Origin of the sequence: Rhizobium sp. CIAT894 (genome assembly GCF_000172795.2) — a bacterium.
Classification (GTDB): domain Bacteria; phylum Pseudomonadota; class Alphaproteobacteria; order Rhizobiales; family Rhizobiaceae; genus Rhizobium.
Map to the genome: position 1 here is coordinate 4336387 of NZ_CP020947.1, position 20708 is coordinate 4357094.

Here is a 20708-nt window from a genome sequence, read left to right on the forward strand (position 1 = left end):
TGATTGATTACGAAGCGTTTTGTCGGTCATGCCATAAAAGCTATTGTCCGTTCCGAGCGCGTCCAGAGGCGGGCGGCACTTTAGGCGTAGTCCTCCCGCCAGGCTTGTGCGAGAATACGAAGCCAATTTTCACGGGCAAGTTTCGTGAGATCGGCCTCACCATATCCAACCTCCCGGAGAGCGGCAATCAGCTTCTGATTGCCGGCCGCGTCACCGATTTCTTCCGGAATGGTTGCACCGTCGAAGTCCGATCCGAGGCCCACGCAATCGATGCCGATGCGGTTCACGAGGTAGTCGATGTGGCGGATCATATCGGCAAGCGGCGTGTCGCTGTCCGAGCGGCCGTCGGGACGCAGCATGGCGGTGGCATAGTTGATGCCGACGAGCCCGCGGCTTTCGCGGATCGCATCGAGCTGCCTGTCCGTCAGATTGCGCGCCACCGGCGTCAGTGCATGGGCGTTGGAATGGCTGGCGACCAGCGGCTGGTCCGTCGTTTTCGCCACGTCCCAGAAACCCTTCTCGGTGATATGGGCAAGGTCGATCAGAATGCCGAGGCGATTGCATTCCCTGACCAGCGCAAAGCCGGCATCGGTCAGGCCGGGGGCTGTGTCCGGCGACATCGGGAAGGCGAAGGGCACGCCGTAGCCGAAGACATTGTGCCGGCTCCAGACCGGCCCGAGCGACCGCAGCCCCGCCGCATAGAACACTTCGAGCGCCGAAAGATCGGCGCCGATCGCCTCGCAGCCTTCCATATGCAAGACGGCGGCAAAAATACCTTCCGCCATGGCGCCGCGGATATCCTTCACCGTCCGGCAGAGCCGCCAGGCGCCGGCCTGGTCGAGCCGCAGCGCGATCGCCGCCATTTCAGTAGCGATGGCAAGGGACGGCAGCGGATCGAGAGGAGCCGCCATCGGCGTGATATAACGACCCTCGGCATCCGGATCGGCGAAGACGAGATCGCCCGAGGGAATGTAGATGGCGCAGAGACCGCCGGAAAGGCCGCCGTCTCTCGCCCGGCGCGCATCGATATGGCCGACCGTCGTACCGTCCGCGAATTCCGCGATCGGGTCGCTGCCGTCTTTTGCATGTGTCCAAAGTCGAAGGAGAACGTCGTTGTGACCGTCAAATACGAATTGCATCTGTCTTCCTGCGCTGCCCTACCGCACAATCCCTTAAATCGGGTTCGATTTAAGAATAGAATTACGCAGCATTCAAAGTGCTGCAGCGTCTTTGCACGTCTTTTCGGACGCATGGCGCTGTAGAGGGCGAATGAACCGGCAGAATAGGAAAGCTGACGGAATTCGCCACCTCTTTTTTTAGAAATCCGTCATCGACGCCGAAATGGAACGGGGGCCGAAGCCCCCGCAAAAATCATCGATCGTATCGCCGGATCAGTGCTTGCGGCGCTTCTTCTGTCGGTAGACGTCGATGACGACAGCCGCGACGATGATGAAGCCCTTGACGATCTCCTGGTAATAGGCGTCGATCCTGAGGAAGGTGAAGCCCGATGTCATGACGCCGAGGATGATGGTGCCGATCACGGTGCCGGTGATGCGCCCGACGCCGCCGGTGAGCGAGGTGCCGCCAATGACGGTCGCCGCGATCGCATCGAGTTCATAGCCGACGCCCATGCTAGCCTGCGCGGTTTCGGCGCGTGCCGCCGTAACGATCCCGGCGAGACCGGCAAGCAATCCGGCAATCACATAGACCTTGACGAGATGCGCCTCGATATTGATGCCGGATACGCGCGCGGCCTGCGGGTTGGCGCCGATGGCATAGGTGAACTTGCCGTAGCGGGTGTAGCGCAGCGCAATATGAAAGATCAGCGCGACGACCAGGAAGACGACAACAGGCCAGGCTTTGGTGCCGATGAAGTGAAACTGCTCGGTGATCCCGGAAACCGGCTGGCCCTTCGTATACCACTTCGCCACACCTCTGGCCGATACGAACATGCCGAGCGTCGCGATGAACGGAGGGATCTTGGTGTAGGCAATGAGCGCGCCATTCGCCAGGCCCGCCGCCGCCCCGATCAGCAGGCCGATCATGATCGGCACGAGAGCCGGCAGGTCGGTCAGCGAGGGAAAGACCGCCCGTCCCCAGGTCGACGACTGGGCAAAGCTTGTCGCGATCATCGCCGTCATGCCGACGACCGAGCCGGAGGAAAGATCGATGCCGCCTGTTATGATGACCTGCGTGACGCCGACTGCGATGATGCCGATGACGGAGACCTGCAGGATCATGATCGTCAGGCGCTGCGAATTCATCAGGAAGCTCTGGCCGATGAACATCCAGCCGAGCGCTTCATAAATGAGCGCGATGCCGACAAGCACGAGGAAGATGCTGAGCTCGGGCGGCATACGCCGCCGCCTTTGCCGGGTCGCGAGCGGAGCCGCGCCCTCTGCTGCCTTGGTAGTCATGTCAAACCTCCCTTGGACGATCGCAGGCGGCGCATCACTGCGCAGCCAGCTCCATCACCTTGATCTGCGTTGCTTCATCGCGATTGAGGAAACCGGTTACGCGTCCCTCATGCATGACCATGATGCGGTCGCTCATCCCGAGAACCTCGGGCATTTCGGACGAGATCATGATGACGGCCACGCCGTTTCGCGCCATCTCCGTCACCAGCCGGTGGATTTCCGCCTTGGCGCCGACATCGATGCCGCGCGTCGGCTCGTCGAGAATCAGGATCCGCGGATTGGTGAGCAGCCAGCGCCCGATCAGCACTTTCTGCTGATTGCCGCCCGAAAGATTTTCCACCCGCTCGTAAAGATTGGGCGTTTTCACCCGCAGCTTTTTCGCCATGTCTTCGCAGGTCGCCTCGATCGCGCCCTGCTGCACGAAACCGCCCTTGACATATCTGTCCTGCAGAACGGCGATCTGCATATTTTCGAGAATATCGAGGATCAGCAGACAGCCGGTATCCTTGCGGTCCTCGGTCAGGAACGCCATCTGGTGGCGGATAGCCTCGGTCGGCGAAGAAATCGTCACCGGTTTGCCGTAGAGCTCGATCGAGCCGGAGCTTGCCGGCGTCACGCCGAACAGCGTTTCGGCGACATTCGATCGCCCCGAACCGACAAGGCCGGCCACGCCGAGGATCTCGCCCGCCCTCACCTCGAAGGAGACGTCCTTGAAGACGCCGTTGAGGCAAAGATCCTTGACGGAGAGCATGACCTCGCCGATCGGCACCTCTTCTTTCGGAAACATCTGGGTGATTTCGCGCCCGACCATCATGCGGATGATGTCGTCGCGGGTGACGTCGGTCGAAGCATGCGTGCCGATATATCGACCGTCACGGAAGACGGAGAATTCGTCGGCGATCTCGAAAAGCTCGTTCATCTTGTGGGTGATATAGACGATGCCGATGCCCTGGGCCCTGAGGTCGCGGATGATGCGGAAGAGATGCTCGACCTCGCGCTCCGTCAGTGCCGAGGTCGGCTCGTCCATGATCAGCACATCGGAATTATAGGAGACCGCCTTGGCGATCTCGACCATCTGCCGGTTGGCGACCGACAGATGCCGGACCTCGATATCGGGATCGATATCAATATTGAGCCGGGTAAACAGTTCCTCGGTCATGCGATGCATGACGCCGTGATCGACGAAACCGAGGCGGTTCTTCGGTTCGCGGCGGATCCAGATATTTTCCGCGACCGTCATAAACGGCATCAGGTTCAGTTCCTGATGGATCATGGCAATGCCGTTTTCCAGTGCGTCGAGCGGAGATTTCAGCCGAATCTCGACGCCTTTCAGGCGGATATCACCCTTGTCGGGTATGTAAATGCCGGCAAGGATCTTCATCAACGTCGATTTGCCGGCGCCGTTTTCGCCCATCAGCGCATGCACGGAGGCGCGCTTCAGCCGGAATTGCACGTCGTCGAGGGCGACGACACCGGGAAATTCCTTGCGAACGCCCTCGGCGCTCAGCAGATATTCCGCATTCGGAACTGCGCCGCTCGCACGCACGGCGGCCATGGTTGTCGGGCTGACGGCCATCTCATCTCCTCCAAATACGGACAGGCGGAAAGGATGCGGGCAGAGCCCGCATCCTGTTGGCACTCGTCTCAGTTCTTGGTGACGAAGTCCTTGACGTTGGCAGGCGTGACGAGCTGGAAGGGAATATAAACCTTCTTCTCGGTCTTTTCGCCCTTGGCGAGCTTGAGCGCCGTGTCGAGCGAACCCTTGCCCTGGCCGGCAGCGTCCTGAAAGACGGTGACGTCGAGATCGCCGGCCTGCATGGCGGCAAGCGCGTCCTGCGTGGCGTCCACGCCGCCGACGACGACCTTGGTCATGTCCTTGCCGGCAGCCTTCAGCGCCTGGATGGCGCCGATCGCCATTTCGTCGTTGTTGGAGATCACGGCGTCGAATTCGATGCCGCTGGACAGCCAATTGGTCATCAGGTCGGCGCCCTGGGTGCGGTCCCAGTTGGCTGTCTGCTCTTCGACGATCTCAAGGCCCTTGCATTCATCGGTCTTGACGACGTCATGGACGTCCTGGGTGCGCATGCGTGCAGCCTGGTTGGAAAGCTCGCCCATGATGACGACGGCCTTGCCCTTGCCACCGAGAATGCGGCAGATTTCCTTGGTTTCCAGCGTGCCGGATTCCTGCTCGTTGGAGGCCACGAAGGCCTGCTTGTCCGGCAGCGTGTCGACGTTGACCGGCTGGCGGTTGACGTAGACAAGCGGAATGCCGGCGTCGGCGGCGAGCTTGGACATTGCCGTGGTCGCGTCGGTATCGACAGGGTTGACGATGATGGCATCGACCTTGGAGGCGATGAAATTCTGGATCTGGCTCTGCTGCTTGGAAACGTCGTTCTGTGCGTCTTCGACCTGCAGCGTCACGCCGGAAAGCGTCTTTGCATAATCGGTCATGCCGTTGCGCAGAACGGTCAAGAAGTTGTCGTCGAACTTCGCCATCGAGACGCCGACGGTTTCCGCGTGCGCGGCCGTCGACATGACGAGCGCCATCGCAGTGCCCAGGATAAACTTTTTCATTTTCACTTCCTCCACAAATGGTGCCCGGCTGCACCCTCCTCACGCCGGAGCCCCAGGCATTTGCCCTGGAGCCGGAATTTTCTCGCCGCCTCTCCTGCGGTGCTCCGCTTAAAACGGAACAAACAAACCGTAAAATTTGCTCTTCGGAATATTCATTCCATTTTCTGGGAACGGCGTCAAGCCTCTTTAGCGGCGACGAGGCACGGATAGAGCTGCAATGCCACGGACTTCACGATCGGTGCCCGCATTGCCGCTGTTGTGAAAGGCGAAGGCCGCATCCATCTATGGGAAGTCGAGGACAAGGCCGGGCCGCAGGCGTCTTCGATTTCTCGATGCGGCCGGTCATTTAAAGATTTTGGAGACAGGACAAATGTCCATTTCGATCTATCGCCTCACCGTTCCGATGTTTCAGCGCGGCCTTGCCAGCCTGAAAACCTATCTCGACAAGGCCGAAGCCTATGCGAAGGAGAAGAATATCGATCCCGCCGTCCTGGTCGCCGCCCGCCTTGCGCCCGACATGCTGCCGCTCTCCGGCCAGTATCAGCGCGCCAGCGACAGCGCCAAATTCACCCTCTCCAGGCTGACCGCCACCGACGCCCCGAAGTTCGAAGACAATGAGAAGACCTTCGACGAGCTGCGCGAGCGCCTGGCAAAGACCGAAGCCTATCTCGCCGGCTTCTCTCCGGAAGCGCTGGAGGGAACGGAAACGCGTGAAATCACTTTGCCGGGCAAGAGCGGCATCGTGCTTCCGGGAAGCGAATATGTCACCGTCTTCGCCCTGCCGAACTTCTATTTCCACGTCGCCACAGCCCACGCCATCCTGCGCAACCAGGGTGCGCCGATCGGCAAGCGCGATTACCTCGGGTAAAAGACGTCAGGGCCGGCGCGTCACCGGCCCTTTTTCCGTCAGCTCGGTATAGGCGAGCGTCTGGTCGAGATGCCGCGCCCGCAGCGACAGCAGCTTTTCGGCATAGTCAAGCCGGGTCGCCGCATAGGCCGGATCGGCCGCGAGATTGTCGAGCTCCATCGGATCGTCGTGGAGATTGAAGAGCAGCGGCGGCAAGGCGGCAAAATGCACATATTTGAACCGCGCATCGCGGATCACCGCGAGATTGCATTCGTTCGATCTGAGCCCGAAATGCCGCTCCGTCTCGCCCCGGGCGATATCGCGGAAATCGAATTCCCAGAATGCCGCGTCCCGCCAGCCTTCCGCGCTGCCGCCCTCGACGAACGGCATGAGCGATCGGCCGTCGAGCCCGTTCTTCGCCTCGATGCCAAGCCTTTGGCAAAGCGTCGGAAAAATATCCGCGGCACTGGTGAAATCGTCGACGATCCCGCCGGCGGCACCGCTTGCAGGATCGCGAATGACAAGCGGAATATGATAGCTGCCGTCGAAGAAGCCGCCCTTCCCCAGCGTCCAGTGATCGCCCGCCATCTCGGCATGGTCCGACGTGAAGACGATAAGCGTATCGTCCCAGGCGCCCGCATCCTTCAGCGCCTGCCAGATCCGGCCGAGCTGCGCATCGACCTCTGCGATCATGCCGTAATAGATCGCCCGGATCGCCGCGAAATCCTCGCCGTTCCAGTCGCTGAGCGGCCCCGTCGCACCGTGGATGAAACTGCTCTTGCCGGTGCGCGGCATGGCATAGGCGAGATAGGGATGACTTGCCTCTTCGGCTTGGGCGTTTGCCGCCCGTGCAAAAGCCGGCCCCTCACCGGGCCTGAACATCCGGTTGAACGGCTCCGGCACGGAAAAGGGCGGGTGCGGACGTAGGAAAGACACATGCGCAAACCACGGCCGATCCTGCTCACCCAGCCAGCGGATGAACTCGCCGGCCAGGAAGGCCGTCTGGGTCTCCTCGCTGGAATAGGCCGGCGCCGCATCGGAAATGTCGCCGGCGCGCGCGCCGACGGGAATATGAATGTCGCGGCTGACGGCGTCCCGATGACCACGGGACCTGAGCCAGGAGAGCCACTGCCTTTCATGCTCCGGCAGCAGCTGGCGTGAGGTAAAGCCCGGCAGCACGCCTTCATAGGTCGTTAGATGCGGGTCATTGGCATCCATACCGCGCGGATCGGGCGCCGTATCCGTATAGCCGAACAGCGTCGGGTCATAGCCCGCCCGCCGGGCGGCCAGCGCCAGATTGTCGAAGCGGGCATCGAGCGGCGAACCGTTGCGGCAGACGCGGTGGTTCATCTGGTAGAGGCCGGTATAGAGTGTCGCCCGGGCCGGCGAGCAGGGTGCCGCCCCGGCATAATGCCGCCGGAAGAGCGTTCCCTGGCGCGCCAGCGCATCGACATTGGGCGTTTTCACGCAGGGATGACCGGCAGAAGACAGGCAATCGCCACGCCACTGGTCCGCCGTGATCAGCAGGATATTCGGCCGGCGGTCGCTCTCAATTCCGGCTGGCTCAATTCCGGGCTCAGTGTTGGTTGGATTTTGCATGCCAGTTCCAGGCAGAGCGGATGATCTGACTGAGATCATACTGCGGCACCCAGCCGAGCACGTCGCGCGCCTTGTCATTATTGGCGACCAGCGTATGCGAATCGCCTTCGCGCCGGCCGATATATTCCACTGGGAAAGGCCGGTTCGACACCTCTTCGATCGCACCGAGCAATTCCTTGACCGTGGTGCCGGTGCCGGTGCCGAGGTTGAGAGCGACGGACTCTCCGCCCTTCAGCAGATATTCGACGGCGCGCACATGCGCATCGGCAAGATCGAGCACATGGATATAGTCGCGCACGCAGGTGCCGTCGCGCGTCTCGTAATCGCTGCCGAACACCTTGAAGCCCTGGCGGCGGCCGAGTGCGGCATCGATCGCCAGCGGTATCGCATGCGTCTCCGGCTGGTGCCATTCGCCGATCCGGCCTTCGAAATCGGCGCCGGCCGCATTGAAATAACGCAGCACCACCGAACGCAGGCTCCGGTACTGGTCGTAATCGGCAAGCGCCTGCTCGACGATATATTTCGTCCGCCCGTAGGGATTGATCGGCACCTGCCGGTGCGTCTCGTCGAGCGGCACGCTCTGCGGCAAGCCGTAGGTGGCGCAGGTGGAGGAGAAGACGAAGGCGTTGACGCCCGCCGCCTGCGCCGCCGAAAGCAGCGTCAACGTGCCGATGACATTGTTCTCATAGAAGGAAACCGGATCCTTGACCGATTCGCCGACCTCGATCAGCGCCGCAAAATGCAGGATCGCCGCCGGCTTGTGCTTGGCGAGCACCTCGTCCAGCCGGGCTCGATCGCGAATATCGCCTTCCTCGGCCGGCCCCCATTTGACGAACTCGCGATGGCCGTTCGAAAAATTATCGAAGACGACAGGCTTGTAGCCCTTGTTCGCCAGGTCGAGACACGTATGCGAGCCGATATAACCGGCGCCGCCGACGACAAGAACCGTTTCACCTGCCATGCACCACCCTTATTATTAGCGAGAGATAAAAGAAACCTAGACGAGATACACGTCAATAAAAAGAAGGAATTGCGATAGAGGAATTCCAGGAAAGTCTGCGTTCCATGAAAGCTGAACCGCTCTAGGCGCGAACGGACAATAGGTCAAATGCCGAACGCCCCCGGCCCCGCCTTCTCTGTCGGATCGGCGATTGGCGAATTATTCGCGTGATTTGCATGATCGCCCGTTTTAAGGGGCTTTACCACCATGTGATGCAACGGTCCGCAGCCATCAGCCGGGGAGGACGCGAATGAGGAAAGCATTGGTCGTTTGGGGCGGATGGCAAGGCCATGAGCCGGAGCAATGCGCCGAGATCGTCGCCGATCTTCTGCGCAAGGACGGTTTTGCGGTGGAGGTCACCGGCGATCTCGGCATATTCGGATCTCCGGCGCTTGCCAAAACCGACCTGCTGGTGCCGATCATCACCGGCGAAACGCTCGAAAAGCCGCATGCCAGCGCCCTGGTCGAAGCGGTGCGCGGCGGGCTGGGGCTTGCCGGCCATCACGGCGCGCTCGCCACCTCCTTCAAGGAAAGCGCCGCTTTCCGCTATGTCTCCGGCGTCACCTGGGTCGCCCATCCCGGCAACATCATCGACTTCCGCGTTGCCGTCACCCGCCAGAATGATCCGGTCATGGAGGGCATTCCCGATTTCGACTACCGGTCGGAGCAATATTACCTGCATTACGATCCCACAGTCGAAATCCTGGCGACCACCACCTTCACCGGCGCCTATGATCCTGCCGCCCGCAACGTCGTGATGCCTGTTGTCTTCAAGCGCCATTTCGGCGCCGGCCGCATCTTCTATTCCGCGCTCGGCCATGTCGCCGCCGAATTCGACCATCCCTACATGCCCCTCATCCTGCGGCGCGGCCTGAACTGGGCCGCTCGCCAGCCGTGATCGGACGGGCCGGGCGCGATCGCTTGCCGACCGCCCGCCCGCGCCATAATTTCCCGGCATGCAGGATCGTTTCGCTTTCGTCCCCGCCACAACAGACCGCCTGGCCGATATAGAAGCGGTGTTCGACGATTGCGCAGACGGCCGCAATTGCCGCTGCGCCTACTGGTATCTTCCGAATGCCGACGACAAGGCCGGATGGGGCGAGGGAAATCGCAGCTGGTTTCGAAGCCTGCTCGCCCAGCCGCGCCCGCCGGGCATTCTCGGCTATTGCCAAGACGAGCCGGCCGGATGGTGCGGCGTGGCGCCGCGTATTGTCTTCGACCGGCTGCGCCGCTCGAAACCCTTTGCCGCGGTCGATGACAGGCCGGTCTGGTCGATCACTTGCTTCATCGTCCGCAAACCATTCCGGCGGCAGGGCCTGTCGCGGCTGCTCTTGAACCATACGGTCGAATTTGCAAGGGCAAACGGCGCCGAATGCCTCGAGGCTTACCCCCTCGACCAGCACCGCGCGTCGAGAGTGGGCGACCTTTATCCGGGAGCGCTCGCCATGTTTCTTGATGAAGGTTTCGCCGAAGTGGCAAGACGCCTGCCGACAAGGCCGATCGTGCGCCTGGAATGCCGCTGAATAGTCGCGAAGCGGCCGACGACTTAACGGGCCGCTTTCAGCTGCCGGCCGTCGTCATCGACGGCGGCGGGAGCCGGCTCGTCATAGACCCGCATCAGCCGCCCGGCTGCCTTCAGCTTCTCGATGAGGTCGTTTCCATCGGGCGAGGCCTTGGTCAATTCCAGCTGCTCGAATTCCCTCAGCGCCTGCGCCCAATGGCTTTCCCCGCGCCCATCCGGCCTGCCTTCAAATTCCCACAGTGAATAAGCGCGCTGGCTGACCCAGGCGTCTTTATTGTGACTCATGACAAACCCCAGCCGAAAAATTTGAAAGCAAATATCGATAGCAAGAAGGTGCCAAAACCGGCTTTAGGAGTCGTTACGAGGCAGCGTTATTTTTTAACTAACGGCGATGATTCGGCGAGACTAACCACCGATAAAGTCATACGAATTCGCAGTATGGCTGCAGCTGGAATTATCCCGGCGTCTCCTCACCCGGCACCTTGGACTGACCGGAACGCTGAGATACTGTCGCCTGAAACGATAGCGGTGGTCATGGCAGCAAAGACAACTCTCAACGCGAAAAACCTGGAAGCTCTCGGCGCGCAGCGTCTCGCCGAACTGCTGATCGAAATCAGCACTGGCAGCGCCGCCCACAAACGACGGCTTCGCATGGAGCTTGCCGGCAATCACGGCAGTGCGGAAGTGGCGCGTGAGGTGCGCAAGCGCCTCGCCAGCATCGCGCGAGCCCGCAGCTTCATCGAATGGCATAAGGTGAAAGCTGTTAACGCCGACCTCGAAACGCAGCGATCTACGATCGTCACGGTCGTCGCCGCCGACGATCCGAAGGAAGCGTTCGATCTCATCTGGCAATTCCTTGCCGTCGCCCACACGATATTCGAGCGATCCAGCAGCGGCGACAGCGTGTTCATCGAGACGTTCCACCAGGCATGCGCCGATGCCGGCGTCATCGCCAGCGCCGCTTCTATCGGTGTCGATATCCTTGCCGACAAGGTCTTCGATGCCCTGCAGGATAACGACCACGGGCAATATGATCCGCTGATTGCCGAAATGGTTCCGGCGTTGGGCAAGGACGGCCTGGAACGGCTGAAGAGCCTTCTGGTGCAATGGTCGAACGAAGCGGAGGAGAAGCCCGCCGACGCCGACCGGGAGATTTTCGGCTGGGGCGGCAATGGGCCGATCTTCAGGGACGAGATCTACGCCGGCCATCGGCAGCAGACGGCGCGAATCGCTCTGCAGGAAATTGCCGATGCTGAGAACGATGTCGATGCCTTCATCGCCCAGCAGCCGAAAGAAACGTTAAGGGCGCCGACGATCGCAACCGAGATCGCCGACCGTTTGATCCTGGCTGGACGCGCCGGCGAAGCATTGGAGATTTTGGACGCCGCCGATCACCGGGGTCGGTTCGAACTGCCTTATGAATGGCAGCGCGCCCGCGTCGAGGCGCTCGACGCCCTGGGGCGGGGGGAGGAAGCGCGGGCCTATCAATGGCAATGCTTCGAGCAGTCGCTGAATGGCGAGCACCTTCGCGCTTTCCTGCGAAGGCTCCCCGACTTCGACGATATCGAGGCCGAGGAGAAGGCATTCGCCTTCGTCCATGATTTTCCGGATGTTCACCCGGCGCTTGCCTTTTTCCTCACCTGGCCCGCACATGCCGAAGCAGCAAAACTCATATCCAGGCGCCAGGCCGAACTGGACGGCAACCTGTACGAGCTGATGACACCGGCCGCCGAGATACTGCAGGAGAAATACCCGCTCGCCGCAACCATGCTGCTGCGGGCGATGATCGGCTTCGCTCTCGATTACGGCCGATCCAGCCGTTACAGGCACGCCGCGCGCCACCTGGCGGAATGCGCCTCACTCGCCCCTCATATCGACGATTTCGGCAGCGCCCGGCCTCACGACGCCTATGTCACCGAACTGAAGCGCCAACATGGAAAGAAGCATGGCTTCTGGAGTCTACCGCGTTAGGCCGCTGTAGCTTTCCAGACGCTCGATGATCTGGTTCGGCGTCACATCCATGTTCGGGCCGCCGGCATGACGCTCGAACTCGAATTCCTCGCGATGCGCGGCGATGGCGGCCATGACCTTCTTGGCGGTCTCCTTGCCGCCTTCCAGCGTCGAGGCGGCGATGATGCAGCCGACGATCACGCCGGAATATAGATGCCAGGGTTGCGACTGCAGGCGGGGAAGCTGAGGACAGCCGATCCTGCACTACCTGAATCAATTGACCACAGCTCTCAATAGATGATAGATATTGAGAAGTATCTACCAAGGGAGTCTCTCACCATGAGCGCGACCGCCAAGCTGTTCACGCATGGGCGCAGCCAAGCCGTGCGCCTGCCAAAAGAGTTCCGCTTCGAAGGCAAGGAGGTCCGGGTCAGCCGCGTCGGCAATCGAGTGATCCTCGAACCGCTCTACGCAGACAACGCCATGCCTTGGGCGGCAATCGACAAGGTTGGCGACACGCCTTTCATGCCCGAAGGTCGTGAGCAGCCATCAATGCCAGCCGACCGCGCCGTGTTCGACTGATGATCCACCTTGATACCAATGCCGCAATCGCGCTGTTGAACGGACGGCCACGTCAAGTTCGCGAGCGCTTCGATGAGGCGCGAAATGCAGGAACCCCGCTCGGCCTGTCAATCATCGTCTATCATGAACTGATGTATGGTGCCGCAGCCAGCGAGCGCCGACACGCGAACGAGGAGAAGATCGCCCTGTTCATCGCTGCGAGCGGGATTTCTTTGATCGATTTCAATGAAGGCGACGCAGAAGAAGCAGCGGATATTCGCGCCCATCTCCGTAGACAGGGCACACCGATCGGGCCGTACGATGTGCTGATCGCCGCCCAAGCGCGCCGAGCCGGCACGGTGCTGGTGACCGCCAATACAGGCGAGTTCACCCGTGTGCCTGGCCTGCAAGTGCTTGACTGGGCAAGCCCCTTAGCCGCCGGCACCCACGAAATAGGAAACGGCTAAAACAGATCGCGCTTGCTCGACTCACGGGCGCCCACCCAGCTGGCCTAGGCGCTCGTGCCCGTTGCCTTGCAGTTCCCGCAAGGATGTGCCGAGAGTGCCCCAGCCAATTTCGGCAGCGGCATCTAAGATTGAGAGAAATTGGTAGATCGCGGGGAAACCTACGGTCCAAGTTCCACGTGGCGGAGAGGGTGGGATTTGAACCCACGATACCCTTGCAGGTATGCCGCATTTCGAGTGCGGTGCATTCGACCACTCTGCCACCTCTCCGCGGTCAGGTCGGCGCTTGTTCGGCGCGGGCGTTCTCATAACGAGCATATGACGGGTTGGCAAGCCGAAAAGTCGAAGCATTCCATCCTTTTGCCTTGACACCTTTTTGACACTCGCGTATCTCGGCTGCGCAATAGGTTTGGAGAAATCCGTGCCTTGCTCGTCTCGCGCTCGCGTGGGACACTTCACCGGCAGGAAGAGTTCGAGGTTTCCCTCTGAAATCCCTGCTTAACTTCGACTGATAAAAAGACGGCCGCCTTGCTCAAGTAGCGAGGAGAGCTGGAACGAACATGAAAGGATAAAAAATGTTCGCAGTCATCAAGACCGGCGGTAAACAGTACCGTGTGGCAGCCAACGACGTGCTGACCATCGAAAAGCTGGAAGCCACCGCTGGCGATTCCATTGAATTCACCGAAGTGCTCGTGATCGGCGAAGGCGCCGACGCTGCGATCGGTGCGCCCTTCGTCACCGGCGCCTCTGTCAAGGCAGAAGTCGTCGAGCAGAACCGCGGCAAGAAGGTCATCGCCTTCAAGAAGCGCCGCCGTCAGAATTCGAAGCGTTCGCGCGGCCATCGTCAGCATCACACGGTCGTCCGTATCACGGACATCGTGGCTGCCAAGTAAGATCAACGGGTTTCAGGTTTAAAGGAGAACTCCAATGGCACACAAAAAAGCTGGCGGTTCCTCGCGCAACGGTCGCGATTCCGAATCCAAGCGCCTTGGCGTGAAGAAGTTCGGCGGCGAAGCCGTCATCGCAGGCAACATCCTCGTGCGTCAGCGCGGGACGCAGTGGCATCCGGGTTCCAACGTCGGCCTCGGCAAGGATCACACGATTTTTGCGCTTACCGCCGGCAATGTGAACTACCGAACCAAGGCCAACGGTCGCGTCTACGTGTCTGTCATGCCGAAAGCGGAAGCAGCGGAATAAGCCGGTAGCGCTCTAAAACAGCCGGCGTCTCATCGACCCGGCTGGCCGTACCAGGTTCAGTCCAGAAAACAGGGGAGATGGGGCGCCATCTCCCCTTTTTCTTTGTCCAAACAGGAGGACTGAACATGCAAGGCGAATTGTTAAGGGCAGACCAATCACGGTCTCCCCGGGAAGACCAGCGGTCTCCCATGGAACGGCTGAGGCCGGAGCGGTTAAGGACCGATTGCCCTGTCTTGTTATCGGAAAGGCTCGTCATGCGCGCGCCCCACGAAGAAGACATCGACGCCCTTGCCCATCTCGCCAACAACGCCAAAGTCGCCACCATGGTATCGCGTATGCCGCATCCCTATACCGCCGATGATGCCGCCGACTTTGTTTGGCGTACGCGAAATGGCGAGATTGGCAAATGCGTCTATGCGATCACCAAAGCCGAAAACGGCGCCTTTATCGGCTGCTGCGGCGTCGAGCCGCATGCCGACGGCAGGACCGTCGAAATCGGTTACTGGCTGGGCGAACCCTATTGGAACAAGGGTTATACGACCGAGGCCTGCCATGCCCTGGTCGATATGGTGTTCAGAACCCGGGAAAACGTCGATCAGATCGACGCCCGCTGCCGGGTGATGAACGTCGCCTCGCGCCGCGTCATCCAGAAGTGCGGCTTCCAGTTCCAGGGATCGGGGCTCGCCGCTTCGCTGGCACTCGGCAGCAACGTGCCGGTGGAATGGTACAGGCTCGACCGCAAGACCTGGATATCGCTCCGAAGCTGGGGGAACATCGCATGAGCACGACGGCACTGCAAAGGTCGGATACCAGGCCGATGATGCCCGGCCCTGCGCCTGTCATCTCGACGGCCCGGCTGACGCTTCGCCCCCACCGGCTGAGCGATGCGCCTGCGATTGCGGAATCGCTCTCCGATTTCGCGGTCACGCGCATGCTGTCCCGCGTCCCCGCGCCGTTCGACCGGCAGGATGCGCTGGACTGGCTGATGCCGGTCACCTCGGGCACCCTGCCCGACTGGCCGCTGGCGATAACAGGCAAGGACGATGTCCATATCGGCACCGTCTCGATCGAGCTGCGCCACGGCCGCTGGCACCTCGGCTACTGGCTGAACCGCTACTACTGGCGGCGCGGCTATATGAGCGAGGCGGTGGCTGGAATTATCGAGCGCTTCTCGCGCCGCATGCCGGAGACGCCCGTTCATTCCGGCGTCTTCGCCGATAATCCGGCGTCGCTGCGGCTGCAGGAGAAGCTCGGTTTCCGCATGGTGGGCTGCGGCGAAATTTATTGTTTCGCCCGCAACACCATGGTTTCGCACATCGAAACCGTGCTGCAGCCGGGCATGCTGCAGCAGCGGAAGGTTGCCTGATTAAAAAAGAGGGACGCCGTCACACCGGCGGCGTCTCCGTCAATCGCCGATCTCGACCCAGAGCGGGAAATGATCGGAACCGACGGATTGCGTATCGATCCGGGCGGATTTCAACCGGTCCTTCAGGCCGCAACTGACGAAGCAATAATCGAGATGCATGCGTTCGCTGTGATCTTCGGGATTCATCCAGCTGTAGCTATCCGGGCGGTAGGCGTCGAGCGCCGCAAAGGCGTCGATCGGCGTGCCGATCCGGGTGATACGGCCGTAATATCCGCCGCCGGCGCCGGCAAGCGCGCAATATTCCGGCGATTCCGGCTCCATGTTGAAATCGCCCATGACGAGGTAATCCTCCGGCAGCGGCGGCTCCGGCAGATCGAGTTCGCCACCGCCGGTCAGCGACCCGCCCTCGTGGACGAAAGCGTTGATATGGGCGTTCAGGAATTGCAGCTGGTGGATGCGCTCGTCCGGAGAGACGTGGTCGAGATGGAGGGAATAGACGCGGATCGCGCCCCCGGGCGCCGCGATCACCGCCTCGGTTGCACCGCGCTGAAGATTGATCTTGCCGATCGTCCGGCTGCGCGGCAGAAGCAGCGTCCGGGTCGAAAGGATCGGCCAGCGCGACAGCACCATATTGCCGAACTGGAAACGCATGCCCCGCACCGCCTGGCGCTCGCTTCCGGCAGCCTCGACATGCATGTCGCAGGCCGGCCCATACACCCAGAAATGGTCGGGAAAGAAGGCCGCAAGGTCGGCCACCATGTCGGCAAAACCGTTGCGTGCGAAGCCGCGGGTCACCTCCTGCAGCGCGATGATAGCGGCGCCCTCGAGGCTGCGGGCAATCCGCCCGAGATCGTATCTGCCGTCAAGACCAAAGCCGTACTGTATGTTATAGCTCGCAAAATTCACGATAATCTTTGACCTCCGTCGGAACCGCCTATATCGAATGGGCCAAGACGGGCCGTCCAACCGCCACCGGATACTGGAAGTAAAATGAAATTTCTCGACGAAGCAAAGGTCTATATCCGATCCGGAGACGGCGGCGGGGGCAGCGTCTCCTTCCGGCGCGAGAAATTCATCGAGTTCGGCGGCCCCGACGGCGGCGACGGCGGACGCGGCGGCGATGTCTGGGTCGAGACGGTCAACGGCCTCAACACGCTGATCGATTTTCGCTACCAGCAGCATTTCAAGGCGACGATCGGCACCCACGGCATGGGCAGAAACCGCACCGGCGCCAATGGCAGCGATGTGACGCTCAAGGTCCCTGTCGGCACCCAGATTTTCGAGGAAGACCGGGAAACGCTGATCTGCGATCTCACCGTCGAAGGCCAGCGTTACTGCCTCGCCCATGGCGGCAATGGCGGCTTCGGCAACGCCCATTTCAAGACCTCGACCAATCAGGCGCCGGATTGGGCCAATCCCGGCCTGCCCGGCGAGGAGAAGACCCTCTGGCTGCGGCTGAAGCTGATTGCCGATGCCGGTCTTGTCGGCCTGCCCAATGCCGGCAAATCGACCTTCCTGGCATCGGTCACCCGTGCCCGGCCGAAGATCGCCAACTATCCCTTCACCACACTGCATCCCAATCTTGGCGTTGCCACCATCGACGAGCGGGAATTCATCCTAGCCGACATTCCGGGCCTGATCGAAGGCGCCCATGAGGGGGTCGGCATCGGCGACCGTTTCCTCGGCCATGTCGAGCGCACCCGGGTGCTGCTGCACCTCGTCTCCGCCCAGGAGGAAAAGGTCGGCAAAGCCTATAAGACGGTGAAACACGAGCTCGAAGCCTATGGCAACGATCTGACCGACAAGCCGGAGATCGTGGCGCTGTCGCAGATCGACGTGCTCGACGAGGCCGAGCTGAAGAAGAAGACGAAGGAATTGGCCAAGGCCTGCGGCAAGACGCCGTTCCTGATTTCGGCCGTCACCGGCAAGGGCATGACCGAGGTGCTGCGGGCGCTGCGCGACATCATCGTCGAGGAAAATGCCGAGGAAAAGCCGGCCAAGGTGCCGAAGCTCAGGCATCGCGACATTGTTGTCGCCGATGAGGGTGAGGATGAGGCCGATGACCAGCCGTAAGCCGCTTGGCCGCTACCGCCGCGTCGTCATCAAGATCGGCTCCGCGCTGCTGGTCGACCGCAAGGCCGGGCTGAAAAAAGCCTGGCTCGACGCCATGTGCGCCGATATTGCAGGCCTGAAGGCCAAAGGCATCGACGTGCTCGTCGTTTCCTCCGGCGCAATCGCGCTCGGCCGCTCGGTGCTCGATCTGCCCTCCGGCGCGCTGAAGCTGGAAGAAAGCCAGGCGGCGGCCGCCGTCGGCCAGATCGCGCTGGCGCGCGCCTGGTCGGAAAGCCTGTCGCGGGACGAGATCGTCGCCGGCCAGATCCTGCTGACGCTCGGCGATACCGAGGAGCGCCGCCGTTATCTGAATGCCCGCGCCACCATCAATCAGCTTTTGAAGATCGGCGCCGTGCCGATCATCAACGAGAACGACACGGTCGCCACCAGCGAAATCCGTTACGGCGACAACGACCGGCTGGCCGCCCGCGTCGCGACGATGACCGGTGCAGACCTGCTGATCCTCCTCTCCGACATCGACGGCCTCTATACTGCCCCGCCGCATCTCGATCCGAACGCGACCTTCCTGGAGACGATTTCGGCAATCACGCCGGAGATCGAGGCGATGGCCGGGGGTGCTGCTTCCGAGCTGTCGCGCGGCGGCATGCGCACCAAGATCGATGCCGGCAAGATCGCCACGACATCCGGCTGCGCCATGATCATCGCCTCCGGCAAGACCGACAGCCCGCTGTCGGCGATCGAAAACGGCGCCCGTTCCTCCTGGTTCGCGCCGTCGGGCACGCCGGTAACCGCCCGCAAGACCTGGATCGCCGGACAGCTGCAGCCGGCCGGCGAACTGCATGTCGATGACGGCGCCGTCACCGCTCTCGGGGCCGGCAAGAGCCTGCTTCCCGCCGGCGTGCGCAATGTTTCCGGCCTCTTCAGCCGCGGCGATACGGTGGCGATCATCGGCCCTCAAGGCCGCGAGATCGCCCGCGGACTGGTCAGCTACGACGCCGACGACGCCCGCCGGATTGCCGGCCGCAAATCGGCGGAGATCGAGGCCATCCTCGGTTATGCCGGGCGCGCCGCCATGGTCCATCGCGACGATATGGTGATGACCGCGCCGATCGGTTCGAAATCGGAAAGGCAGAAGAAGGACGCGAGCTATGCTTGATACCGTTGCGCCAAGCCCTGACATTGACGTGCTGATGAACGACATCGGCCGCAAGGCAAAGGCATCGGCGCGACCGCTGGGCTTTGCGTCCACCGAGGCGAAGAACAAGGCCCTGAACGCCATGGCCGATGCGATCCTGGCGAACAAGGCGCATATTCTTGCCGAAAACGCCAAGGATTTGAAGGATATCGAAGGCAGCGACATGCTCGCCTCCTTCGTCGATCGGCTGACGCTGAACGACAAGCGCATCGCCGAAATGGCCGAGGGAATCCGCGCCATCGCCGCCCTTGCCGATCCGGTCGGCGAAGTCATCGCCGCCTGGGACCGGCCGAACGGCCTGAAGATCGAGCGCGTCCGCACGCCGCTCGGCGTCATCGGTGTCATCTTCGAAAGCCGGCCCAACGTCACGGCCGATGCCGGCGCCCTCTGCCTCAAGGCGGGCAATGCCGTGATCTTGCGCTGCGGTTCGGACTCGCGCCGCTCATCGCAGGCTATCCATGCCTGCATGGTCGAGGGCCTGAGGGCAGCGGGGCTTCCAGAGCATGCTATCCAGCTCGTCCCGGTCACCGACCGTGCCGCCGTCGGCGCCATGCTGCGCGGCCTGGACGGCGCGATCGACGTCATCGTGCCGCGCGGCGGCAAAAGCCTGGTCGCCCGGGTGCAGAGCGAGGCCCGCGTACCGGTTTTTGCCCATCTCGAAGGCCTGTGCCACATCTATGTCGATGGCTCGGCCGATATCGAGATGGCGAAGAGGATCGTCGTCAACGCCAAGATGCGCCGCACCGGCATCTGCGGCGCCGCCGAAACCCTGTTGGTCGATGGCGCCGCAATCGGCACGCATCTGACGCCGCTGCTCGAGGTTCTCACCGAAGCCGGCTGCGAGGTCCGCGCATCGCCGACGGTGCTGAAGGTCGCCCCCGGCATGAAGCCGGCGACCGAGGAGGACTGGTCGACCGAATATCTCGACGCGATCATTTCGGTCGCCGTCGTCGACGGCATATCGGGCGCCATCGCCCATATCCAGACCTATTCCTCGAACCACACCGAGGCTGTCATCGCCGAGGACCCCGAGGTCGTCGCGCGGTTCTTCACCGAGGTCGATTCGGCGATCCTGCTGCACAATGCCTCGACGCAATTTGCCGATGGCGGCGAGTTCGGCATGGGGGCGGAGATCGGCATCGCCACCGGCAAGATGCACGCCCGCGGCCCCGTCGGCGTCGAACAGCTGACCTCCTTCAAATATCGGGTGCACGGCGCCGGACAGACGCGGCCCTGACGTGACGCCCAAACCTGACGTGACGCCCAAGCCTGACGAGACGACCGAGTCCGACGTGCTGATCGAAAATGTGGACCGGCACTATCTCCGCATGCCGCACAGCGAGCGCGGCATGGTCATCGGTCTGTTCGGCGGTTCGTTCAATCCGCCGCATCAGGGCCACGCGCTGGTCGCCGAGATCGCGCTCAAGCGGCTTGGCCTCGACCAGCTCTGGTGGATGGTCACCCCCGGCAATCCGCTGAAGAGCCGCAATCAGCTCGCACCGCTTGCCGAGCGCCTTGCCGAAAGCGAGCGTATTGCGGCCGATCCGCGCATCAAGGTCACCGCCTTCGAACAGGCGCTCGGCGTCAGCTACACCGCCAACACGCTTGCCCGCGTCAAGGCCCGCAATCCGCATGTGCATTTCATCTGGATCATGGGCGCCGACAGCCTGCAGACCTTTCACAAATGGCAGAAATGGCAGGAGATTGCCCGCACCTTCCCGATCGCGGTGATCGACCGGCCGGGCGCGACGCTTTCCTACCTCTCCTCGAAGATGACGAGGACCTTCGATTTCGCCCGTGTCGACGAAGATGATGCCCGGGTTCTCTGGAAGAAACCGGCGCCGGCCTGGACCTTCATCCACGGGCCGCGCTCCGGCCTGAGCTCGACGGCAATCCGCAATGGCGCGTCGGACAGTTAGAGCCTTTCCGGGTTAGATTGCAGC

At 61.8% G+C, this 20708-nt stretch carries 22 protein-coding genes, 1 tRNA gene and 1 pseudogene; 14 read left to right on the forward strand and 10 right to left on the reverse strand.

Going from position 1 to position 20708, the window contains the following annotated elements:
• Positions 1–80: 80 nt before the first annotated feature.
• From RHEC894_RS21245 to RHEC894_RS21260, 4 genes are all read right to left on the reverse strand, one after another.
• Positions 81–1139, reverse strand: a complete 1059-nt coding sequence (locus RHEC894_RS21245) for a dipeptidase (RefSeq protein WP_085738738.1) — start codon at positions 1137–1139, stop codon at positions 81–83.
• Between the two features lie 252 nt (positions 1140–1391).
• Positions 1392–2417, reverse strand: coding sequence for an ABC transporter permease (locus tag RHEC894_RS21250; protein WP_085738739.1), 1026 nt, complete (start codon positions 2415–2417; stop codon positions 1392–1394).
• A 34-nt stretch (positions 2418–2451) separates the two neighbouring features.
• On the reverse strand, positions 2452–3993 hold the full coding sequence (locus RHEC894_RS21255; RefSeq protein WP_085738740.1) for a sugar ABC transporter ATP-binding protein: 1542 nt from the start codon (positions 3991–3993) through the stop codon (positions 2452–2454).
• A 68-nt stretch (positions 3994–4061) separates the two neighbouring features.
• On the reverse strand, positions 4062–4991 hold the full coding sequence (locus RHEC894_RS21260) for a sugar ABC transporter substrate-binding protein (RefSeq protein ID WP_085738741.1): 930 nt from the start codon (positions 4989–4991) through the stop codon (positions 4062–4064).
• A 370-nt stretch (positions 4992–5361) separates the two neighbouring features.
• On the opposite strand from RHEC894_RS21260, the gene RHEC894_RS21265 reads away from it, so the two are divergent.
• Positions 5362–5859, forward strand: coding sequence for a DUF1993 domain-containing protein (locus RHEC894_RS21265; RefSeq protein WP_085738742.1), 498 nt, complete (start codon positions 5362–5364; stop codon positions 5857–5859).
• 6 nt (positions 5860–5865) lie between these two features.
• Here the strand turns inward: RHEC894_RS21265 and RHEC894_RS21270 are convergent, their stop codons facing one another.
• Both RHEC894_RS21270 and galE read right to left on the reverse strand, forming a co-directional pair.
• Positions 5866–7437 carry an alkaline phosphatase family protein gene (locus RHEC894_RS21270; protein ID WP_085738743.1) on the reverse strand — a complete coding sequence of 524 codons (1572 nt, stop codon included), beginning with the start codon at positions 7435–7437 and terminating at the stop codon, positions 5866–5868.
• Positions 7415–8398, reverse strand: a complete 984-nt coding sequence (galE, locus tag RHEC894_RS21275) for a UDP-glucose 4-epimerase GalE (RefSeq protein ID WP_085738744.1) — start codon at positions 8396–8398, stop codon at positions 7415–7417. The genes RHEC894_RS21270 and galE overlap by 23 nt, the downstream gene beginning before the upstream one ends.
• A gap of 289 nt (positions 8399–8687) precedes the next feature.
• Between galE and RHEC894_RS21280 the strand changes: the two genes are divergently transcribed.
• The gene (locus RHEC894_RS21280; RefSeq protein WP_085738745.1) at positions 8688–9335 is read left to right on the forward strand and encodes a ThuA domain-containing protein; all 648 of its coding nucleotides are present in this window, start codon (positions 8688–8690) and stop codon (positions 9333–9335) included.
• Positions 9336–9393: 58 nt separating this feature from the next.
• On the forward strand, positions 9394–9960 hold the full coding sequence (locus RHEC894_RS21285; RefSeq protein WP_085738746.1) for a GNAT family N-acetyltransferase: 567 nt from the start codon (positions 9394–9396) through the stop codon (positions 9958–9960).
• A 23-nt stretch (positions 9961–9983) separates the two neighbouring features.
• Here RHEC894_RS21285 and RHEC894_RS21290 read toward each other — a convergent pair whose 3' ends face one another.
• Entirely contained in the window at positions 9984–10244 is a 261-nt protein-coding gene (locus RHEC894_RS21290) for a DUF2934 domain-containing protein (protein ID WP_085738747.1), read from the reverse strand.
• Between the two features lie 249 nt (positions 10245–10493).
• Between RHEC894_RS21290 and RHEC894_RS21295 the strand changes: the two genes are divergently transcribed.
• The gene (locus RHEC894_RS21295; protein ID WP_085738748.1) at positions 10494–11930 is read left to right on the forward strand and encodes a DUF6880 family protein; all 1437 of its coding nucleotides are present in this window, start codon (positions 10494–10496) and stop codon (positions 11928–11930) included.
• Here RHEC894_RS21295 and RHEC894_RS21300 read toward each other — a convergent pair.
• A pseudogene (locus RHEC894_RS21300) lies at positions 11928–12189 on the reverse strand (thioredoxin); the annotation flags it as partial. The gene RHEC894_RS21295 and the pseudogene RHEC894_RS21300 sit on opposite strands and share 3 nt — an antisense overlap.
• A 59-nt stretch (positions 12190–12248) precedes the next feature.
• On the opposite strand from RHEC894_RS21300, the gene RHEC894_RS21305 reads away from it, so the two are divergent.
• A complete protein-coding gene (locus RHEC894_RS21305) occupies positions 12249–12491 on the forward strand; it encodes an AbrB/MazE/SpoVT family DNA-binding domain-containing protein (protein ID WP_010067713.1) in 243 nt (80 codons plus the stop codon).
• The gene (locus tag RHEC894_RS21310; RefSeq protein ID WP_085738749.1) at positions 12491–12937 is read left to right on the forward strand and encodes a type II toxin-antitoxin system VapC family toxin; all 447 of its coding nucleotides are present in this window, start codon (positions 12491–12493) and stop codon (positions 12935–12937) included. The genes RHEC894_RS21305 and RHEC894_RS21310 overlap by 1 nt, the downstream gene beginning before the upstream one ends.
• Positions 12938–13114: 177 nt before the next feature.
• Here RHEC894_RS21310 and RHEC894_RS21315 read toward each other — a convergent pair.
• Positions 13115–13204, reverse strand: a tRNA-Ser gene (locus RHEC894_RS21315).
• Between the two features lie 305 nt (positions 13205–13509).
• Between RHEC894_RS21315 and rplU the strand changes: the two genes are divergently transcribed.
• From rplU to RHEC894_RS21335, 4 genes are all read left to right on the forward strand, one after another.
• A complete protein-coding gene (rplU, locus tag RHEC894_RS21320; RefSeq protein WP_003543907.1) occupies positions 13510–13827 on the forward strand; it encodes a 50S ribosomal protein L21 in 318 nt (105 codons plus the stop codon).
• A 34-nt stretch (positions 13828–13861) separates the two neighbouring features.
• Entirely contained in the window at positions 13862–14131 is a 270-nt protein-coding gene (rpmA, locus tag RHEC894_RS21325) for a 50S ribosomal protein L27 (RefSeq protein ID WP_003567620.1), read from the forward strand.
• Between the two features lie 125 nt (positions 14132–14256).
• On the forward strand, positions 14257–14913 hold the full coding sequence (locus RHEC894_RS21330) for a GNAT family protein (RefSeq protein WP_085738750.1): 657 nt from the start codon (positions 14257–14259) through the stop codon (positions 14911–14913).
• The gene (locus RHEC894_RS21335; RefSeq protein ID WP_085738751.1) at positions 14910–15497 is read left to right on the forward strand and encodes a GNAT family N-acetyltransferase; all 588 of its coding nucleotides are present in this window, start codon (positions 14910–14912) and stop codon (positions 15495–15497) included. The genes RHEC894_RS21330 and RHEC894_RS21335 overlap by 4 nt, the downstream gene beginning before the upstream one ends.
• A gap of 39 nt (positions 15498–15536) precedes the next feature.
• Here RHEC894_RS21335 and RHEC894_RS21340 read toward each other — a convergent pair whose 3' ends face one another.
• On the reverse strand, positions 15537–16403 hold the full coding sequence (locus RHEC894_RS21340; RefSeq protein WP_085738752.1) for an endonuclease/exonuclease/phosphatase family protein: 867 nt from the start codon (positions 16401–16403) through the stop codon (positions 15537–15539).
• Between the two features lie 84 nt (positions 16404–16487).
• Between RHEC894_RS21340 and obgE the strand changes: the two genes are divergently transcribed.
• The 4 genes from obgE to RHEC894_RS21360 all read left to right on the forward strand — a co-directional run bounded on the left by obgE (position 16488) and on the right by RHEC894_RS21360 (position 20684).
• Complete coding sequence (gene obgE, locus RHEC894_RS21345; RefSeq protein WP_085738753.1) at positions 16488–17570, forward strand: GTPase ObgE; 1083 nt, start codon at positions 16488–16490, stop codon at positions 17568–17570.
• Entirely contained in the window at positions 17557–18726 is a 1170-nt protein-coding gene (gene proB / locus RHEC894_RS21350) for a glutamate 5-kinase (RefSeq protein WP_085738754.1), read from the forward strand. Before obgE ends, proB begins: the two co-directional genes overlap by 14 nt.
• Complete coding sequence (locus tag RHEC894_RS21355; RefSeq protein WP_085738755.1) at positions 18719–20002, forward strand: glutamate-5-semialdehyde dehydrogenase; 1284 nt, start codon at positions 18719–18721, stop codon at positions 20000–20002. The genes proB and RHEC894_RS21355 overlap by 8 nt, the downstream gene beginning before the upstream one ends.
• A 91-nt stretch (positions 20003–20093) precedes the next feature.
• Positions 20094–20684, forward strand: coding sequence for a nicotinate-nucleotide adenylyltransferase (locus RHEC894_RS21360; RefSeq protein ID WP_245339527.1), 591 nt, complete (start codon positions 20094–20096; stop codon positions 20682–20684).
• The last annotated feature ends 24 nt before the right edge of the window (positions 20685–20708 follow it).

What these genes read in the sequence shown, in the direction of transcription:
- RHEC894_RS21245 (WP_085738738.1), bottom strand. Translation starts at nt 1,139, where the DNA reads ATGCAATTCGTATTTGACGGTCACAACGACGTTCTCCTTCGACTTTGG.
- RHEC894_RS21250 (WP_085738739.1), bottom strand. Translation starts at nt 2,417, where the DNA reads ATGACTACCAAGGCAGCAGAGGGCGCGGCTCCGCTCGCGACCCGGCAA.
- RHEC894_RS21255 (WP_085738740.1), bottom strand. Translation starts at nt 3,993, where the DNA reads ATGGCCGTCAGCCCGACAACCATGGCCGCCGTGCGTGCGAGCGGCGCA.
- RHEC894_RS21260 (WP_085738741.1), bottom strand. Translation starts at nt 4,991, where the DNA reads ATGAAAAAGTTTATCCTGGGCACTGCGATGGCGCTCGTCATGTCGACG.
- RHEC894_RS21265 (WP_085738742.1), top strand. Translation starts at nt 5,362, where the DNA reads ATGTCCATTTCGATCTATCGCCTCACCGTTCCGATGTTTCAGCGCGGC.
- RHEC894_RS21270 (WP_085738743.1), bottom strand. Translation starts at nt 7,437, where the DNA reads ATGCAAAATCCAACCAACACTGAGCCCGGAATTGAGCCAGCCGGAATT.
- galE (WP_085738744.1), bottom strand. Translation starts at nt 8,398, where the DNA reads ATGGCAGGTGAAACGGTTCTTGTCGTCGGCGGCGCCGGTTATATCGGC.
- RHEC894_RS21280 (WP_085738745.1), top strand. Translation starts at nt 8,688, where the DNA reads ATGAGGAAAGCATTGGTCGTTTGGGGCGGATGGCAAGGCCATGAGCCG.
- RHEC894_RS21285 (WP_085738746.1), top strand. Translation starts at nt 9,394, where the DNA reads ATGCAGGATCGTTTCGCTTTCGTCCCCGCCACAACAGACCGCCTGGCC.
- RHEC894_RS21290 (WP_085738747.1), bottom strand. Translation starts at nt 10,244, where the DNA reads ATGAGTCACAATAAAGACGCCTGGGTCAGCCAGCGCGCTTATTCACTG.
- RHEC894_RS21295 (WP_085738748.1), top strand. Translation starts at nt 10,494, where the DNA reads ATGGCAGCAAAGACAACTCTCAACGCGAAAAACCTGGAAGCTCTCGGC.
- RHEC894_RS21305 (WP_010067713.1), top strand. Translation starts at nt 12,249, where the DNA reads ATGAGCGCGACCGCCAAGCTGTTCACGCATGGGCGCAGCCAAGCCGTG.
- RHEC894_RS21310 (WP_085738749.1), top strand. Translation starts at nt 12,491, where the DNA reads ATGATCCACCTTGATACCAATGCCGCAATCGCGCTGTTGAACGGACGG.
- rplU (WP_003543907.1), top strand. Translation starts at nt 13,510, where the DNA reads ATGTTCGCAGTCATCAAGACCGGCGGTAAACAGTACCGTGTGGCAGCC.
- rpmA (WP_003567620.1), top strand. Translation starts at nt 13,862, where the DNA reads ATGGCACACAAAAAAGCTGGCGGTTCCTCGCGCAACGGTCGCGATTCC.
- RHEC894_RS21330 (WP_085738750.1), top strand. Translation starts at nt 14,257, where the DNA reads ATGCAAGGCGAATTGTTAAGGGCAGACCAATCACGGTCTCCCCGGGAA.
- RHEC894_RS21335 (WP_085738751.1), top strand. Translation starts at nt 14,910, where the DNA reads ATGAGCACGACGGCACTGCAAAGGTCGGATACCAGGCCGATGATGCCC.
- obgE (WP_085738753.1), top strand. Translation starts at nt 16,488, where the DNA reads ATGAAATTTCTCGACGAAGCAAAGGTCTATATCCGATCCGGAGACGGC.
- proB (WP_085738754.1), top strand. Translation starts at nt 17,557, where the DNA reads ATGACCAGCCGTAAGCCGCTTGGCCGCTACCGCCGCGTCGTCATCAAG.
- RHEC894_RS21355 (WP_085738755.1), top strand. Translation starts at nt 18,719, where the DNA reads ATGCTTGATACCGTTGCGCCAAGCCCTGACATTGACGTGCTGATGAAC.
- RHEC894_RS21360 (WP_245339527.1), top strand. Translation starts at nt 20,094, where the DNA reads ATGCCGCACAGCGAGCGCGGCATGGTCATCGGTCTGTTCGGCGGTTCG.